This window comes from Streptosporangium sp. NPDC051023 (assembly GCF_040689595.1).
Taxonomy (GTDB): domain Bacteria; phylum Actinomycetota; class Actinomycetes; order Streptosporangiales; family Streptosporangiaceae; genus Streptosporangium.
In genome coordinates, this window is the sequence record NZ_JBFBCE010000001.1 from 65123 (window position 1) to 80318 (window position 15196).

Here is a 15196-nt window from a genome sequence, read left to right on the forward strand (position 1 = left end):
GTTCCTATGCATCATGGCGTCGTGTGCGGCACCCTCATAGGGCTGGATTCGAACGGGTGAAAGGGAAGATGTCGTGCCCGACAGACGGACGCGTGTCTCCCAGCTCATCGACGAGGCCCGGCAGGACCTCGCCTACAGCCCGCGCATCCGGTACGGCAGGCAGGATCAGCCCGGCCAGTACGGCACCACTCGCACGCTGAGACCGGCCATCCCCATCATCGCGGTCCTTGTCGTCGCGATGCTGACGGCGGCGGTGGTGATCGTCGTGCGGCTGCCGGACGACTCGCCCGAGACGGTCCTGCGCAGGCCCGTCTCCAGTCAGACCCTTCAGGGGGCCCTGCAGAACCCGCCCAAGGACGTGGTGGCGGCGCCGTCGAAGAGCGCGCCGCCTCCCGTCGCCCCGCTGACCTCCATCCGCAAACCACACCTGTTCGTCGTGGCGAACAAGCCGCTGAGTTCGGCGGTCGTGGCGAAGGTGACCCAGCTCGCCGGGGTGCGGGCGGTCGAGCGCGCCGACGCCGCCGAGGTCGCCCTCGACGGCAAGCGGGTGCAGACGCTGGGGGTCAACCCCTCGACGTTCCGCGCCTTCACCCCGAAGCCGACCGCGCGCTCCGACAGGCTCTGGCGCAACGTCTCCGCCGGGGAGCTGGTCGTCTCCTTCGTTCTCGGCAACGACGGCGGAATGTCCCTGGGCAAGACCGTCTCGACGGCCGGGCTCAACCTGCGCGTCGGCGCGTACGCGACCATGGGCATGGGCGCCATCGACGCCGTGGTCTCACGCGCGACCGCGCGCGCCCTGGGCATCCCCGAGGACAACGCGCTGGTTGTGAGCGCACCGAACACCGACTCCGCCGAGCTGCGCCGCAAGCTGCTGCGCGTCCTGCCGAAGGGCAGCCAGGTCGCGACCATCAACCCGGTGTTCACGGAGCCCCGGCGTACGGTCTGGCCGGAGGGCGCGTTCCTGACGGTGCCCCAGATCAAGATCGTCCTCACCGCGGCGGCCAGTAAGCTGGGCCGCCCGTACGTGTGGGGGGCGGAGGGGCCGGACACCTTCGACTGCTCGGGACTGGTCCAGTGGGCCTACGCGCAGGCGGGCGTGCGGGTCCCCAGGGTGACGCACCAGCAGTTCGTCGCCGGACCGCAGATCCCGCTCTCCCAGGCCCAGCCCGGAGACCTGCTGTTCTGGCGCCACGACCCGACCAATCCGGGCTACGTCTCACACGTGGCGATCTACTGGGGTAACGGCCAGATGCTGCACGCGCCCAGGACCGGGGACGTGGTCAAGATCGTCCCGGTCAGCACCCGCAACTTCGCCGGCGCGGTACGGATCAGCCCCCAGATCGCCGCCCGCGTCCGCTAGCTGTGTTCCCGCGACGCCGCCAGGCGGCGCCATCAGTAGGGCCGCAGGGCTGTTTCCAGGAGGGAGAGGGCCTCGTCCACGGTTTCGGCGAGGCGTCCTGCGCCGTCCGACTCGGCCCAGCCGAACAGAGCGGGCAGCATCGCGCCGACGACCGCCCCCGCGGCCGTACGGCTCAGCGGGTCGGCGATCGCGCGTCCCCTGCGCGCCGCGAGGCTCTCGGCAAGCATGTCGATCGTGCTGATCATGCTGTCCACGGCCCTGGCGCGTAGCGCGGTGTGGCGGAGCTGCAGTCTGGTCCTGGCGAGGATCCGCGCCTCCTCCTCCGGAGAGATCTGGGTGAATGCGGCGTGTACGGCGGAGCGCAGCGCCGGGATCGGAGCCAGGTCCGCAGGCTGTACGGCCAGCACGGCCATCACGAGGGGGGCGTAGTCGTCCTGGACGACGACGTCCTCCTTCGTGGGGAAGTAACGGAAGAAGGTGCTCGCCGAGACCTCCGACGCCTCCGCGATCTGCTCGACGGTCGTCTCGTCGTAGCCCTGCCCGGCGAACAGGCGCAGTGCCTGTTCCTGGATGGTTCGCCGGGTTCTGGCCTTCTTGCGTTCGCGTAGTCCCTCAGGGCGTGGAGGTGAGCTCATGTACCGATTGTCGCGTCTCGACCACGCACATGAACACTGCAGCCAGCGCCGCCCTCGCCGGTCCCGCCGATGGCCGTGCGGTTCCCGGGGCGATGGCTGAGGGCATGTTCCGGAGCGGCATGTTCCGGAGCGGCTCCGTGAAGGTCGTGCTTATCGATGCCGGAATGATGGCCATTGAGGATGAAGCGATGTAATCTCGATTACATGGATACCGATGAAGCAGTGGAGAAGCTGCGAGGCTGGTTCTCTGGACGGCTGCCCGAGGGGTGGTTCGACGGTCGTCCCGAGATCGTTCTCGACCGTGAGGAGATCACGGTCGTCGGCAAGCTGGCGCCGCCCGCGCTCGCCGAGGGCGTTTCCGAGGTCGAGCGGGCCGCCGCCGTCGAGGGCGGGGTGCAGCGCTTCCGTGAGGAGACCAGGGAGCGGCGCATCGAGATCGCGCGGGAGGCGGAGCACCGCTTCCGCAGGAAGGTCTCGTGGGGGGTCACCTTCGGTGACGAGACGGTGATGTTCACCACACTGTCGGTGCCGGTGATGACCCGGTTGCGCCAGTCGGAAAGGCGGGTCCTGGACACGCTCGTGGCTGCCGGGGTCGCCCGCAGCCGCAGTGACGCGCTCGCCTGGTGCGTGCGTCTGGTGGGCACCCACACCGACACCTGGTTGGCCGATCTGCGGGACGCGCTTCAGCACGTTGACCGTGTGCGCGCCTCGGGGCCCGACATCGGTTCCTGAGGCGGGCCAGGGACAACGGCCGGAAATTGGTCTGAACCTGTTCATCGATTGGTTTAGACCTCTGCGATTGGCCTATACCACTGGCCAAACGAGCTCCTTTAGATTCGCTTCTTTTGGGTAAGTCACTCAGAACGCCGCGACTCCTGCCAGCTCATATGCCCGTGACCATGGGCGGTTCGGAGGCGTTGCGACGACGGACCACGTCTATTCACTGGTCTATGCCAATTGGATTAACGGTGGTTTGGTCGTCAATGATGATTTGGCCCTGAGGAGTGTAAGGAGCCGTAGCAGTGTCCGTTATCGAGGACGTAACCGCCCCCAGTCCCACCACCCACGAAGAGTTGGCCGCGTGGGTCAAGGAGATCGCCGAGCTGACCCAGCCCGACCGGATCGAATGGTGTGACGGCTCGGAGATCGAGTGGACGCGCCTGACGAACCTGCTGGTCGAGCAGGGCACGTTCAAGCGCCTGGCCAAGCGGCAGAACAGCTTTTATGCTGCCTCGGACCCGACGGACGTCGCCCGTGTCGAGGACCGGACCTACATCTGCTCCGAGCGTGAGGAGGACGCCGGGCCGACCAACAACTGGATCGCTCCAGATGAGATGCGCCGTACCTTCGGCGGCCTCTTCAAGGGCTGCATGCGCGGCCGCACGATGTATGTCGTGCCGTTCTGCATGGGCCCGCTGGGCGGCGAGATCTCCCAGCTCGGCGTTGAGATCACCGACTCGCCGTACGTCGTCGTCTCGATGCGGATCATGACGCGCATGGGCGAGCGGGCGCTGCGGCTCATCGAGGAGCGTGGTGGCTACGTCAAGGCCGTCCACTCGGTCGGCGCCCCGTTGGAGCCCGGCCAGGCCGACGTGCCGTGGCCGTGCAGTTCGACCAAGTACATCAGCCACTTCCCCGAGACGCGCGAGATCTGGTCGTACGGCTCCGGTTACGGCGGCAACGCGCTGCTCGGCAAGAAGTGTTACGCGCTGCGCATCGCCAGCACGATGGCGCGTGACGAGGGCTGGCTGGCCGAGCACATGCTCATCCTCAAGCTCACCCCGCCGTCCGGGCAGACCCGCTACATCGCGGCGGCCTTCCCCAGCGCCTGCGGCAAGACCAACCTGGCCATGCTCCAGCCGACCATCCCCGGCTGGAAGGTCGAGACGGTCGGCGACGACATCGCCTGGATGCGCTTCGGCGACGACGGCCGCCTGTACGCCATCAACCCCGAAGCGGGCTTCTTCGGCGTCGCGCCCGGCACCGGCGAGTCCACCAACGCCAACGCGATCAAGACGCTCTGGGGCAACAGCATTTTCACCAACGTCGCCCTGACCGACGACGGCGACGTGTGGTGGGAGGGGCTCACCGACGAGCCCCCGGCGCACCTGACCGACTGGAAGGGCCGTGACTGGACACCGGACAGCGACGAGCCCGCCGCCCACCCCAACGCCCGCTTCACCGTGCCCGCAGGGCAGTGCCCGACCATCGCCCCCGAATGGCAGGACCCCAAGGGCGTGCCGATCTCGGCCATCCTCTTCGGCGGACGCAGGGCGACCGCCGTCCCCCTGGTGACCGAGTCGCTGAGCTGGAACCACGGTGTCTTCACCGGGGCGAACATCGCCTCGGAGAAGACGGCCGCCGCCGAGGGTAAGGTCGGCGAGCTGCGCCGCGACCCGTTCGCGATGCTTCCGTTCTGCGGTTACAACATGGGCGACTACTTCGCCCACTGGATCAGCCTCGGCAAGCGTGCGAACGTCCAGCTCCCGCGCGTCTACTACGTGAACTGGTTCCGCAAGAACGAGGACGGCAGGTTCATCTGGCCGGGCTTCGGAGAGAACAGCCGCGTCCTGAAGTGGATCGTCGACCGTCTCAACGGTGAGGCGGAGGCCGTAAGGACCCCCATCGGCCTGCTGCCCGCCGAGCTGGACAGCGAGGGTCTCGACGTCTCCGCCGAGGACCTGCGCACCCTGCTCACCGTCGACGAGGAGGTCTGGCGGCACGAGGCGTCGCTGATCCCGCCCTTCTTCGAGACCTTCGGCGACCACCTGCCCAAGGAACTCTGGGACGAGTACAGGGCCCTGGTCGAGCGCCTGGGCTGATCGCTCGCGGAATCCGGCCCGGCCCCCTCGTCGGGGGCCGGGCCTTCGCGTGTTCCGTGAGATGGCGGCGACCGGACGCGCCCCGGCCTCGACGGGGGTGTGAACGGCGAGTCCGGGGCGGTTGGCCACGCGATCCGGCGGACATCCATGGTCATCGGACTCGAACCCGATTCCCGCAACTTTCGGGAAGCTCCACACGTCTACAAGACAGCGAGGCACAGGCCTCGCTTTCCCTCCCGGAGGCGGACATGGGAGTCACACTGCTTGTCGTAGCCGTCGTGCTTCTCGCAGCGATCTGGGTGACGGCGGTGGCGGTGCGTACCGAGCATCGCAGAGTGAGTTCGGCCGCCAAGGGGGGCGCCGGTGTGAGCCTGAGCCCGTACGAGCTCGCCTACCTGTCCGGCGGGCCGCTCAGGGTGGTCAACACCGCTGTCGGCGTGCTGTCCAGGGCCGGGGCGGTACGGGTGTCCAGGGGCGGCCAGGTCGGCCTCGTGACGGGCGCCCTGTCGCGTTCCGAGGCGATCGAGCAGACCGTCCTCGACACCCTGCGCAGCCGCGGCGGCTCCTGCTCGGCGACGGAGCTGCGCCGTACGGTCGCCGAGGGCGTGGTCATGGACGGCCTGCGGTACCGCCTGCTGGGGATGGGCCTCCTGTTGCCGGAGAACACGCTCGGCGAGGCGCGCAGGCTGCTCGGCCGGTTGCGGGTCCTCATGGTGGTCACGGTCGTGTTCGAGCTCTACCTCCTCTACTCCCTCGTCTTCCTCACTTCGAGCGGCTCCCTCACCCCGGTCTCGGCACTGGTCGGTGGAGTGGCATCGGCGGTCGGCATCGCCTCCCACGACAGGATGAGGCGCGTGCTGCGGGGAGTCGTCAGCGAGGCGGGGAACCAGGCGCTCATCTCCGCCCGCAAAATCCACGTGCGCGGCCTCCAGTCCTCGACCTCCAACCTGGCCCTCGCGGTCGCCTTCCCCGTCGCCCTGTACGGCCTCGGCGAACTGGGCGACCCGACCCTGGAGGAGGAGCTGAACCGGACCAACGCCCAGAACGCCTCAAGTGGCTCGAACTGCGCGTCGGGCGCCTGCGGCGGTGGTTCCTCAGGTTCGTCGGACAGCGTCTCCTACGGAGGGGGCGGTGACTTCGGCTCCGGCGGCTGGGGTGGAGGTGACTCCGGCGGCGGGTCGAGCTGCGGAGGGGGATCGAGCTGTGGAGGTGGTTGCGGCGGAGGTGGTTGCGGCGGAGGCTGAGCGATTCAAGCGAGCTCCGCGACAGTGATCTGAAAGTGACCTGAAAGGTCTGAACGGTAAGGATCGGGGCGGGTGTCACATGCCGATTGGTCGGCTGTCCAATCGGCTGAGGGCCTGAGAACAGCACTTCACGCAAGGACCCGTACTTCTTCTGACATTGGGGCGGAGGCCCCGTTCGCCCAAGAGGTGATTTGAGGATGGAAGTCGTGCTGTTTGTCCTGGCTCTTCTGATTCTCCCGGTGGTCGGCTCGACGGTGGTGGCGCTGCGCGCCGAACGGCGGCGGATCCTCTCGACCGGGTCCTACGACGGCCGAGAACCGCTCGGCCACTACGATCTGGCCTACCTGTCCGGCGAGTCCGGCCGGGTGACCGACACCGTGCTCGGCCTGCTGGCCAGGTCTAAGGCGATCCAGGTGACGCCGGACGGCGAGGTCAGTCGCGGGGTCGAGGGGACTCCCTCCTCTCCCGACGAGATCGAGCGGATCGTTTTCGACGCGCTCGACACCCAGGGCGGCTCCGCTCACGTGGTGCGGCTTCGCTCCGCGATCACCAACGACCCCGCCGTGCGCGGTTTGCGTGATCGGCTGAAAGGCCTGGGTCTGTTGCTGTCCTCCGACATCCTCGCCGGGAAGGCGAACGGCCTGTGGAGGAGACTGTTTCAGGCTCTCTGCCTGGAGGGCGTCCTGGTCGCCCTCGCGATCTACCTGTCCGGCGTCACCTGGTCGTTCTCCGTCGCCGTGCTGGTCGGCGTCGCCGTTTCCACATACGGATTCGTTCACTACAACCAGCTGAGGCATGAGACGGAGAAAGGTCTGAGCAACGCCGGACACGAGGCGCTCGCCGCCGCTCGCGGGGCCCACGCGCAGGGCTACGAGCGGTCAACTGCCCCGGAAGACTCCGAGATCGGTGTCCTGGTCGCTCTGTACGGCCTGGGCGAGCTGGGAAACCTCGTCATGTCGGTGGGGCTGAGAAATGATGGAGTGCCCAGACGGAGAGCCGGCGGCTCTTCCCTCAGTTTCCACGTCAGTGCCGACGGCTTCGGCATCGGCTTCGGCACTCGGGATCGGGAGTGAGGTGACAGTGGCCGGATCGGGATCGTTGGGGGTCGGGATCGGGTGGCGGCCGGAGATCGACCTGACCGTCGAGCGGCTGCCCGGCGTCGACTTCGTGGAGGTGATCGCGGAGAACGTCCGTCCCGACCGGCTTCCCGAGTCGTTGCGGGTGCTCCGTGCCCGTGGGGTCCCGGTGATCCCGCACGGGGTCGGGCTGGGGATCGGCGGTGCGGAGCCGCCGGACCCGGCCAGGCTGGCGCATCTGGCGGCCTGCGCGCGGGCCCTGGACGCCCCTCTGGTCAGCGAGCACCTGGCCTTCGTGCGGGCGGGCGGCATGGAGGCGGGGCACCTGCTGCCGGTGCCGCGCACCAGGGCCGCCCTCTCGGTCGTCGTGGAGAACGTACGGCGGGCCCAGGACGCGTTGGCCGTACCGCTGGCGCTGGAGAACGTGGCGGCCCTTTTCGGCTGGCCGGAAGACGAGATGACCGAGGCGCGGTTCCTGGGTGAACTGGTCGAGGCGACCGGGGTCGGGCTGCTGGTCGACGTGGCCAACCTCTACACCAACCAGGTCAACCTGGGGCTGGGGGCCGTCGCGGCGCTGGACGGTCTGCCGCTGTCCGCGCTGGCCTACGTTCATGTGGCGGGCGGCCACTCCCACCACGGCCTCTGGCATGACACCCACACCACCCGCGTCCCCGACGACGTGCTGGACATCCTGTCGGAGCTGTGCGCCAGGGTCGAGCCGCCCGGCGTGCTGCTCGAATGGGACGGCGACTATCCCAGCGACGCCGTGTTCGAGACGGAGCTCGGCCGCATCCGCGGCGCGATGAGCCGTGCCTGACCGTTCCTCGGAACCCCAGGCAGGCGCGCGGGAGGCGTTGGGGAGGGCTCAGGCGGAGCTGGTGGCCGCTCTGGTCGCGGGCGGCGAGGTGCCGGAGGGGTTCGACGCGGGGCGGCTGCGGGTCCAGGAGGCCGCGCTGATCTCCAAGCGGCGCGGGACGGTGGCCCGGCTCAGACCGGACCTGGTCGCGCTGCTCGGCGGCGGCTTCGTGGCGGAGTTCGACGGTTACGCCCGTGGCCGCCCCAAGCCGCAGGGGGGCTCCAGGGCCGACGCCGCCGATTTCGCCGTCTGGCTCGGGGAGAGGGGGCTGCTGCCCGAACCCGAGCCGGAACCCGGGCGGCCCGCCCGGCCTCGCCGAGGGCTCTGGTTTCTGCGAGGGTTCCTCCGAGGTCTCTCTCGATCTTGAGATTGCGCGCTCGAGAGAGGGGCGGGGCTGGGGAGTCTGTCCTGTCCTGCGGTGAGGTCTGCGGCCCGTGGGGCGCTTCTCGCGCTTGAGCACGTTTTGGCAGCCTGTGCCGGGGATACCCTCTCTGAGGTGGGGGGAGTGCGTTGCCTTGATGGGTCATATCTGACCGTTACACCGGTGGCGTGCCGGGACAGCATCGGTTCGCCGTACGAGATCACGCTCGAACTTCACCGGGACGGCGCGCTGTACGGGACGGTGGGCGAGCGGTGCGGCTGGTTCCTCGCCAGGCTGGCAAAGGGCGTCGCGGAGGCTCGCGCGGGCCAGCAGGAGCAGTGGCCGGACCCCGACGACCGCTTTCCCGAGGACGAGGAACTGTTCGCCTTTCGTTACCGGACGAGGAAGGGGATCGTCAGCGGCGGCGAACTCCGATGTCAGCTGCGCACCATCCCGATCTGGATCCCCGGGCGGCGGGGCCCCGCCGGAGAGTGGCGGCTGGCGAGAAGGGCCTTCTTGGAGGCCTGGGGCGGCGGCGGGGTCGGGATGCGAGCGGTGCTCACCTCTGCTGAGCTGGGAGCCTTCGTGGACGGTCTCCTCGCGGAGGCGGAGGAGTGCCTGGGGGCGCAGAAGTCCGGCAACTCATCCAGAACCCCGATAGAGGGGGCGGAGAGGTCCCCGGGGCGGCGATAATTGCCTGTCAGCGCCCTTCGACGGTGGGCGTTTAGGGGAGGGCTCCAATGGGCGTGCGTGATCTCGTCTACCGGCTCTACGAACGACGGCTTGAGGGAAAGCTGTCCCGGCAGAGCGAGATGGTTCCCCGGCATGTCGGGGTGATCGTCGACGGGAACAGGCGTTGGGCGCGCTCGATGGGTCTCGACGACGTCAGCCGAGGTCACCGCAAGGGTGCGGACAAGATCTCCGAGCTGCTCGGCTGGTGCCGGGAGGCCGGGGTCGAGGTGGTCACCGTGTGGCTGTTGTCCAGTGACAACATCAATCGGCCCAAGGACGAGCTCGACCTGCTGATGAAGATCATCGAGGACGTGGTCCAGGAGCTCGTCGCTGACGGATGGCATATCAAACCCATGGGAGCGCTTGATCTCCTGCCCGATCACACGGCCCGTGTCCTGAAAAACGCAAAAGAAGCAACATCACACCGTCCGGGTTTGATTGTGAACGTTGCCGTTGGGTATGGAGGAAGGCGTGAGATCGCTGATGCGGTGCGCTCCCTTCTCCAGGAGCACGCCAGCAAGGGCGCGAGCATCGAGGACCTCGTGGAGGTCCTCGATGTTGAGCACATCGCGGAGCATCTCTACACGCGCGGCCAGCCCGACCCTGATCTGGTCATCCGGACCTCGGGAGAGCAGAGGCTGTCCGGCTTCCTGCTCTGGCAGAGCGCCCACTCCGAGTTCTACTTCTGCGAGGCCTACTGGCCTGACTTCCGCAGAGTCGATTTCCTGCGGGCTCTCCGCTCCTACGCCGCGCGGCATCGGCGGTACGGCTCCTGAAACAGGACATGAACACCCGCTTTCGGCCAGGATTGCCCTGTTGGAAGACGGGTATTCAGGACGTACCGTAACAAGTAGGCGGGCGCAGCTCGCCTACTCCGGAGAGGGCCCACCTTTGCGTCACGACCTGCCAAGGAGGGCCGGCCATCGGTGCCTCCTCGGCAAGCCGCGAGCGTGGTCCCGGGTCCGGTCCGCATCCCAGCTCATGGCAGGGCGCCCCCCATGGCGCCCGGGGGAGAACGCGTGGCAAACCCTTCGTCCTCACCCACGTCGCCGGTCACCAATCGGCGTACGTACGTCCTGGACACTTCGGTCCTCTTGGCGGATCCAGCGGCGATAAGCCGTTTCGCCGAGCACGAGGTCGTCCTCCCAATCGTCGTCATCACCGAGTTGGAGGGCAAGCGCCATCATCCAGAACTCGGATACTTCGCGCGCAAAGCGCTGAGGTCTCTCGACGACCTGCGGGTGACACACGGACGGTTGGACGAGCCCATGCCGATCGGTGAGGGCACCATCCGGGTGGAGCTCAACCACAGCGATCCGTCGATCCTTCCCGTCGGCTTCAGGCTCGGCGACAACGACACCCGCATCCTGACCGTGGCACGCACGCTCGCCGCCGAGGGACACGACGTGGTGCTGGTCTCCAAGGACCTGCCGATGCGGATCAAGGCCGCCTCGATCGGTCTCGCCGCCGAGGAGTACCGCGCCGAGCTGGCTCCCGTCGAGTCGGGCTGGACGGGCATGGCCGAGCTTCAGGTGACCACGGAGGACGTCGAGGCGCTGTTCGAGCACGGCACCGCCGAGCTGCTTGAGGCCCGCGACCTACCGACCCACACCGGTCTGCGGCTGCTGTCAAGCCGCGGCTCCGCGCTTGGCCGGGTGCTGCCGGACAAGTCGGTCCGTCTGGTGCGCGGCGACCGGGAGGTCTTCGGACTGCACGGCCGCTCCGCCGAGCAACGCATCGCCCTCGACCTCCTGATGGACCCCGAGGTCGGCATCGTCTCGATGGGCGGAAGGGCGGGCACGGGCAAGTCGGCCCTGGCCCTCTGCGCGGGTCTCGAGGCGGTCCTCGAGCGCCGTCAGCACCGCAAGGTCATCGTCTTCCGCCCGCTGTACGCCGTCGGCGGCCAGGACCTGGGCTACCTGCCCGGTTCTGAGAACGAGAAGATGGGCCCGTGGGCGCAGGCCGTCTACGACACCTTGGGCGCGGTCACCACGCCCGAGGTGATCGAGGAGGTCATCGACAGGGGAATGCTCGAGGTGCTCCCCCTCACCCACATCCGCGGCCGTTCGCTGCACGACGCCTTCGTGATCGTGGACGAGGCGCAGTCGCTGGAGCGAGGGGTGCTGCTCACGGTCCTGAGCCGGATCGGCGCCAACTCCAGGGTCGTGCTCACCCACGACATCGCCCAGCGCGACAACCTGCGGGTCGGCAGGCACGACGGCGTGGTCGCGGTGGTCGAGAAGCTCAAGGGACACCCGCTTTTCGCCCACGTGACGCTGACCCGTTCCGAGCGTTCGCCGATCGCCGCGCTGGTCACCGAGATGCTTGAGGACGTCACGCTGTAACGGGCGGCCCGTGTGATCACGGGGGGAGCCGCACTCCTTTGGCCGCGAGATCGCGGTACTCAAAGCAGGTGTGCTCCCCCCACGTCTTCGGCTGGCCGGGGAACAACCGGGTGACCTCGACGCTCCAGATGCTCTCCTGCTTGTTCTGCCGGATGGTGCAGGTGATCTGGGCGAGTCCTTCCCTGGACATCTCGTGCCCGCCCGTGACGATCACGCTCAGCCGGTAGCCGAGGTTGCCCGCCGGGTCGTTGCGCTGGTTGTCGTCGTGATACCTGGTGGTCTCGGTGCCGTGGTGGCTGAAGTCGTTGAGTGCGCTGGTCAGGCCCTTGATCGGCAGCTGCTTCCCCGTCCTGAACCTCGGCAGCTGCTTTCCCGCCCTGAACAGGGTGTCGACGATGTTCTTCGCGGAGTCGGAACCCACCGGGATCTTTTTGGGCACCAGGCGGCCGTCGCTGAGTAGGTAGACCGTCACCCATGTGGGGCTGTAGCTGATCACCGGAGGGCGGCCCAGGCCCCGCACCTCGGTCGGCGCGATCCCGCACGCGCCCAGCGTCAGAACGGCCGCGAGCAGGCAGGTGAACCGCCGTACGCCGTGCCTTGCCTTCTTCGTCGTGCGTCGTCTCATGCGGGGGGCAGCCAGACCGTGAAGAGCGTGCCCGGGTCCTGAGGGCGCACCGAGATGGTGCCGCCGTGCAGGTGCGCGTTGGCCCGCGCGATGGACAGGCCGAGCCCGCTGCCGTCGCCCCTGGCGCCGGCCTTGTAGAAGCGGTTGAACACATGGGGTAGGTCGGAGGGCGGGATGCCCTTGCCGTGGTCGCGCACTTTCATCTCCAGCCCGTTGGGCGTACTGCGGGCGGTCACCACGACGGGTGGCTCGCCGTGGCGCAGGGCGTTGCCCACCAGGTTCGCCAGGATCACGTCGAAGCGCCGCGGATCGAGGGAGAAGGCGAGGCCCTGCGGCACGTTCACCCGAACCTGGTCGAGCCAGCCTCGCACCTCCAGGCAGTCACAGATCGCGTCGGCGATGTTCACCGTGTCCAGGTGCAGCGTGGCCGTCCCCGAGTCGAACCGGCTCGCCTCGATGAGCTGCTCGACCAGGGTGCGCAGCCGCCCGATCTCCTTGAGCACCAGCCGTACGGCCGCCGCGGGCTCGCTGGGCAGCCGCTCGGCCTCCTCGGAGAGCATGTCGGTCACCGCCGTCATGGCCGTCAGCGGGGTCCTCAGCTCGTGGGACACGTCGGCCACGAACCGCCGGGACATCGCCTCCAGCGAGCGCAGCTCGGAGACGCTCCGTTCGAGGGCGGCGGCCGTGTCGTTGAACGTCGCGGTCAGTTCGGCCAGCTCGTCCTGGCCGTGCACCGGCAGCCGGGTGTCCAGGTGGCCCGCGCCGAGCGCGCGGGCCGCGGAGCCGAGCCGCCTCACCGGGAGCAGCACCCGCCTGGCCGAGAGCAGGGCCACCGCCAGCGCGATGAACAGCATGATGGCTCCCGCGGCCGCCAGCGGCTGGCGAAGGTCGTTCAGGAGCTGTTCCTCCTCGGAGAGGGGAACGAAGACGAAGACGCTCATCCCGGTCGGCTGGGCCGTGTGGATCGGCTCTATCCGCCACACCGGGGTGCCGATGAGCAGCCACATCCGACCGTTGATCCGCTGGCGTTTGACCACCATCTCGCGGTCGGCCTTGGCGACGAGGTCGGAGGGCACATCGCTCATGCTGAAGTCGCGGTCGGGGTAGTAAAGGTAGTTCTCCTGCGGGGAGCGGGGGTCCTTGTAGCGGACGACGACGTCGCCGTTCGGCCTCCGCAGGCTCTTCTGCAGCCCGTTGATCTCCGCGTCGGTCGGCGGGCTCTCACCGGGCCAGAGGCCGCCGATCGGCACCCTGATGCCCTCAAGGGTGTCGCGCACGTCGCCGACCGCCACCTGCTCCGCGCGCGCGATCACGCGGGTCCTGACCAGCTCGTAGCCGATCCCCGCGACGAGCGCTGAGGCCGTGACGGCGATCAGCGTGAAGGTGATGATCAGGCGCCCGCGCAGGCCGGTGTAGATCCGTCTCACGGCGGGCTGAAGCGGTAGCCGAAGCCGCGCACCGTGTGGATGAACTCGGGTTCCGCGGGCACCGCCTCGATCTTGGCGCGGACCCGCTGGACACAGGCGTCGACCAGTCGGGAGTCGGCGACGTGGGTGTGGTCCCACACGGCCCGCAGCAGGTACCTGCGGTTGAGCACCTGGCCCGGGTGGCGGACCAGCTCCAGCAGCAGACGCAGCTCGGTCGGGGTCAGGTGGACCTCCCGGCCCGCGAGCGAGACCTTGAGCGCCCCCCGGTCGACGACCAGGTCGCCGAAGGTGATGCGGTCGGAGGCCAGCGACTCGACCCTGCGCAGGACGGCGCGGATCCGGGCGTCGAGCACCCGGGGCTCGACCGGCTTGATCACATAGTCGTCCGCCCCCGCCTCAAGGCCGACGACCACGTCGAGGTCGTCGCCCCTCGCGGTGAGCAGGATCACCGGAAGCTGGTCCAGCTTCCTGATCCTGCGGCACACCTCGACCCCGTCGATCCCGGGCAGCATGACGTCCAGGATGGCGATCTCGGGACGGCGTGACCGAATGTGGTCAAGCGCCTCCTCACCGCTGCCGTACGAGGTCACGGTGTGGCCCTGACGGCTCAGCGCCAGCTCGAGCCCGGTCCGGACCGAGGGGTCGTCTTCTACAAGGAGGATGCCAGCCACGCGGTCATTATTGTTCCAATGCCCGATAGCACCCGCCACGTCACGAAACTGTGACGTGGGTCAGGCGAGATCAAGACGCTGCTCTGCCAGCCTTGATGAGGACACTTCCCCCGGAACAGGGGCCCGCGGGACGGGTCACATTAGAAAAATGTGATTAAAATCACATCTGTCCGCTAAACCCCGGGAAAGACCATGTAACCAGGCAGTAAGTCACACAAAAACCATTGGACGTCCCGGGGAACACCGACCAACTCTCCCGTTCAGGTTGCGGACCACCCCCCTGTGCACGGCAAGCTCATAGGTCGTGAGTTCAGGATCACCGTACTTGAAGGAGCGCTCGGCTCCCCGCCCCCGCCGTACGACCCGGCAGTCCGCCCCGGCCAAGGCGTCGGGATGCTGACTCCGAAGCGTGCCGTCATTCTTGGCGCGGTGCTCCTCGTCGTGGTCGGCGGCGGAGGTTTCACCGTCCACACCGCGATCCAGAACGCCTCGGCCCCGGCCTCGGAGTCCGCGCTCTCCCTGGACGACATGGCCAAGATGTTCGGCGGCGGCGACCCGTTCGCGTCCGACCCCAAAACCGACGTGCTGAAGGCCCAGGCGGCCCAGGCGCTCAAGGCCGACGAGCTGAAGGCCACACGCGACGACCGCGACCCGCTCGACCCGATCTTCATCCCCAAGGAGGCGCCGGGCGGCGGCGGCTTCGACCCCAAGGAGCTCCCGCCGGGAAGCTCCAACCCGACGGGGAACAAGGCGATCGGCAAGCAGATGCTCGAGGCGCGCGGCTGGGGCGACCAGTGGGGCTGCCTGGAGAAGCTGTGGACCAAGGAGAGCGGCTGGAACGAGCGGGCGATGAACCGCTACAGCGGCGCCTACGGCATTCCGCAGTCGCTGCCCGGTCACAAGATGTCCAGCGCGGGCGCCGACTGGCAGACCAACGCGGCCACCCAGATCGAGTGGGGGCTCGGCTACATCAAGGGGCGTTACGGCACGCCTTGTGGTGCTTGGGGCCATTCCCAGGCCACGGGCTGGTACTGAGACTCCA

16 protein-coding genes are annotated in these 15196 nt (G+C 68.4%); 12 read left to right on the plus strand and 4 right to left on the minus strand.

What is annotated here, in order from left to right:
- The first annotated feature begins 73 nt into the window (after positions 1-73).
- Entirely contained in the window at positions 74-1360 is a 1287-nt protein-coding gene (locus AB0395_RS00320; protein WP_366275592.1) for a C40 family peptidase, read from the plus strand.
- 32 nt (positions 1361-1392) lie between these two features.
- Here the strand turns inward: AB0395_RS00320 and AB0395_RS00325 are convergent, their stop codons facing one another.
- Positions 1393-1995 carry a TetR family transcriptional regulator gene (locus AB0395_RS00325; protein WP_366275593.1) on the minus strand — a complete coding sequence of 201 codons (603 nt, stop codon included), beginning with the start codon at positions 1993-1995 and terminating at the stop codon, positions 1393-1395.
- A 29-nt stretch (positions 1996-2024) separates the two neighbouring features.
- On the opposite strand from AB0395_RS00325, the gene AB0395_RS00330 reads away from it, so the two are divergent.
- The 10 genes from AB0395_RS00330 to AB0395_RS00375 all read left to right on the plus strand — a co-directional run bounded on the left by AB0395_RS00330 (position 2025) and on the right by AB0395_RS00375 (position 11431).
- Positions 2025-2189: a hypothetical protein gene (locus AB0395_RS00330; protein WP_366275594.1), complete on the plus strand. Its 165-nt coding sequence runs from the start codon at positions 2025-2027 to the stop codon at positions 2187-2189.
- Between the two features lie 10 nt (positions 2190-2199).
- Positions 2200-2727 (plus strand): hypothetical protein, encoded by a 528-nt coding sequence (locus AB0395_RS00335; RefSeq protein ID WP_366275595.1) that lies wholly within the window; start codon positions 2200-2202, stop codon positions 2725-2727.
- A 290-nt stretch (positions 2728-3017) separates the two neighbouring features.
- Positions 3018-4817, plus strand: a complete 1800-nt coding sequence (locus AB0395_RS00340) for a phosphoenolpyruvate carboxykinase (GTP) (RefSeq protein WP_366275596.1) — start codon at positions 3018-3020, stop codon at positions 4815-4817.
- A gap of 248 nt (positions 4818-5065) precedes the next feature.
- The gene (locus AB0395_RS00345; protein ID WP_366275597.1) at positions 5066-6061 is read left to right on the plus strand and encodes a TIGR04222 domain-containing membrane protein; all 996 of its coding nucleotides are present in this window, start codon (positions 5066-5068) and stop codon (positions 6059-6061) included.
- 197 nt (positions 6062-6258) lie between these two features.
- Positions 6259-7134: a TIGR04222 domain-containing membrane protein gene (locus AB0395_RS00350; RefSeq protein ID WP_366275598.1), complete on the plus strand. Its 876-nt coding sequence runs from the start codon at positions 6259-6261 to the stop codon at positions 7132-7134.
- A 7-nt stretch (positions 7135-7141) separates the two neighbouring features.
- The gene (locus tag AB0395_RS00355; protein WP_366275600.1) at positions 7142-7954 is read left to right on the plus strand and encodes a DUF692 domain-containing protein; all 813 of its coding nucleotides are present in this window, start codon (positions 7142-7144) and stop codon (positions 7952-7954) included.
- Positions 7947-8360, plus strand: a complete 414-nt coding sequence (locus AB0395_RS00360; RefSeq protein ID WP_366275601.1) for a hypothetical protein — start codon at positions 7947-7949, stop codon at positions 8358-8360. The genes AB0395_RS00355 and AB0395_RS00360 overlap by 8 nt, the downstream gene beginning before the upstream one ends.
- 177 nt (positions 8361-8537) lie before the next feature.
- Positions 8538-9047 carry a hypothetical protein gene (locus AB0395_RS00365; RefSeq protein ID WP_366275603.1) on the plus strand — a complete coding sequence of 170 codons (510 nt, stop codon included), beginning with the start codon at positions 8538-8540 and terminating at the stop codon, positions 9045-9047.
- A 47-nt stretch (positions 9048-9094) separates the two neighbouring features.
- Entirely contained in the window at positions 9095-9862 is a 768-nt protein-coding gene (locus tag AB0395_RS00370) for an isoprenyl transferase (protein WP_366275604.1), read from the plus strand.
- Between the two features lie 222 nt (positions 9863-10084).
- Complete coding sequence (locus AB0395_RS00375) at positions 10085-11431, plus strand: PhoH family protein (protein ID WP_366275606.1); 1347 nt, start codon at positions 10085-10087, stop codon at positions 11429-11431.
- Positions 11432-11447: 16 nt separating this feature from the next.
- Here AB0395_RS00375 and AB0395_RS00380 read toward each other — a convergent pair whose 3' ends face one another.
- From AB0395_RS00380 to AB0395_RS00390, 3 genes are read right to left on the minus strand one after another with little or no spacing between them, the layout of a single operon-like run.
- Positions 11448-12056, minus strand: a complete 609-nt coding sequence (locus AB0395_RS00380; RefSeq protein WP_366275607.1) for a hypothetical protein — start codon at positions 12054-12056, stop codon at positions 11448-11450.
- The gene (locus tag AB0395_RS00385; RefSeq protein ID WP_366275609.1) at positions 12053-13483 is read right to left on the minus strand and encodes an ATP-binding protein; all 1431 of its coding nucleotides are present in this window, start codon (positions 13481-13483) and stop codon (positions 12053-12055) included. Before AB0395_RS00385 ends, AB0395_RS00380 begins: the two co-directional genes overlap by 4 nt.
- Complete coding sequence (locus AB0395_RS00390) at positions 13480-14154, minus strand: response regulator transcription factor (protein WP_366275610.1); 675 nt, start codon at positions 14152-14154, stop codon at positions 13480-13482. Before AB0395_RS00390 ends, AB0395_RS00385 begins: the two co-directional genes overlap by 4 nt.
- A gap of 393 nt (positions 14155-14547) precedes the next feature.
- Between AB0395_RS00390 and AB0395_RS00395 the strand changes: the two genes are divergently transcribed.
- The gene (locus tag AB0395_RS00395) at positions 14548-15189 is read left to right on the plus strand and encodes a lytic transglycosylase domain-containing protein (protein WP_366275612.1); all 642 of its coding nucleotides are present in this window, start codon (positions 14548-14550) and stop codon (positions 15187-15189) included.
- Positions 15190-15196: the final 7 nt, after the last annotated feature.

Bases quoted from the DNA above. Each gene is read 5' to 3' on its own strand.
- AB0395_RS00325 (WP_366275593.1), bottom strand. From the start codon at position 1,995: ATGAGCTCACCTCCACGCCCTGAGGGACTACGCGAACGCAAGAAGGCC.
- AB0395_RS00330 (WP_366275594.1), top strand. From the start codon at position 2,025: ATGAACACTGCAGCCAGCGCCGCCCTCGCCGGTCCCGCCGATGGCCGT.
- AB0395_RS00335 (WP_366275595.1), top strand. From the start codon at position 2,200: ATGGATACCGATGAAGCAGTGGAGAAGCTGCGAGGCTGGTTCTCTGGA.
- AB0395_RS00345 (WP_366275597.1), top strand. From the start codon at position 5,066: ATGGGAGTCACACTGCTTGTCGTAGCCGTCGTGCTTCTCGCAGCGATC.
- AB0395_RS00350 (WP_366275598.1), top strand. From the start codon at position 6,259: ATGGAAGTCGTGCTGTTTGTCCTGGCTCTTCTGATTCTCCCGGTGGTC.
- AB0395_RS00370 (WP_366275604.1), top strand. From the start codon at position 9,095: ATGGGCGTGCGTGATCTCGTCTACCGGCTCTACGAACGACGGCTTGAG.
- AB0395_RS00375 (WP_366275606.1), top strand. From the start codon at position 10,085: ATGGCGCCCGGGGGAGAACGCGTGGCAAACCCTTCGTCCTCACCCACG.
- AB0395_RS00380 (WP_366275607.1), bottom strand. From the start codon at position 12,056: ATGAGACGACGCACGACGAAGAAGGCAAGGCACGGCGTACGGCGGTTC.
- AB0395_RS00395 (WP_366275612.1), top strand. From the start codon at position 14,548: ATGCTGACTCCGAAGCGTGCCGTCATTCTTGGCGCGGTGCTCCTCGTC.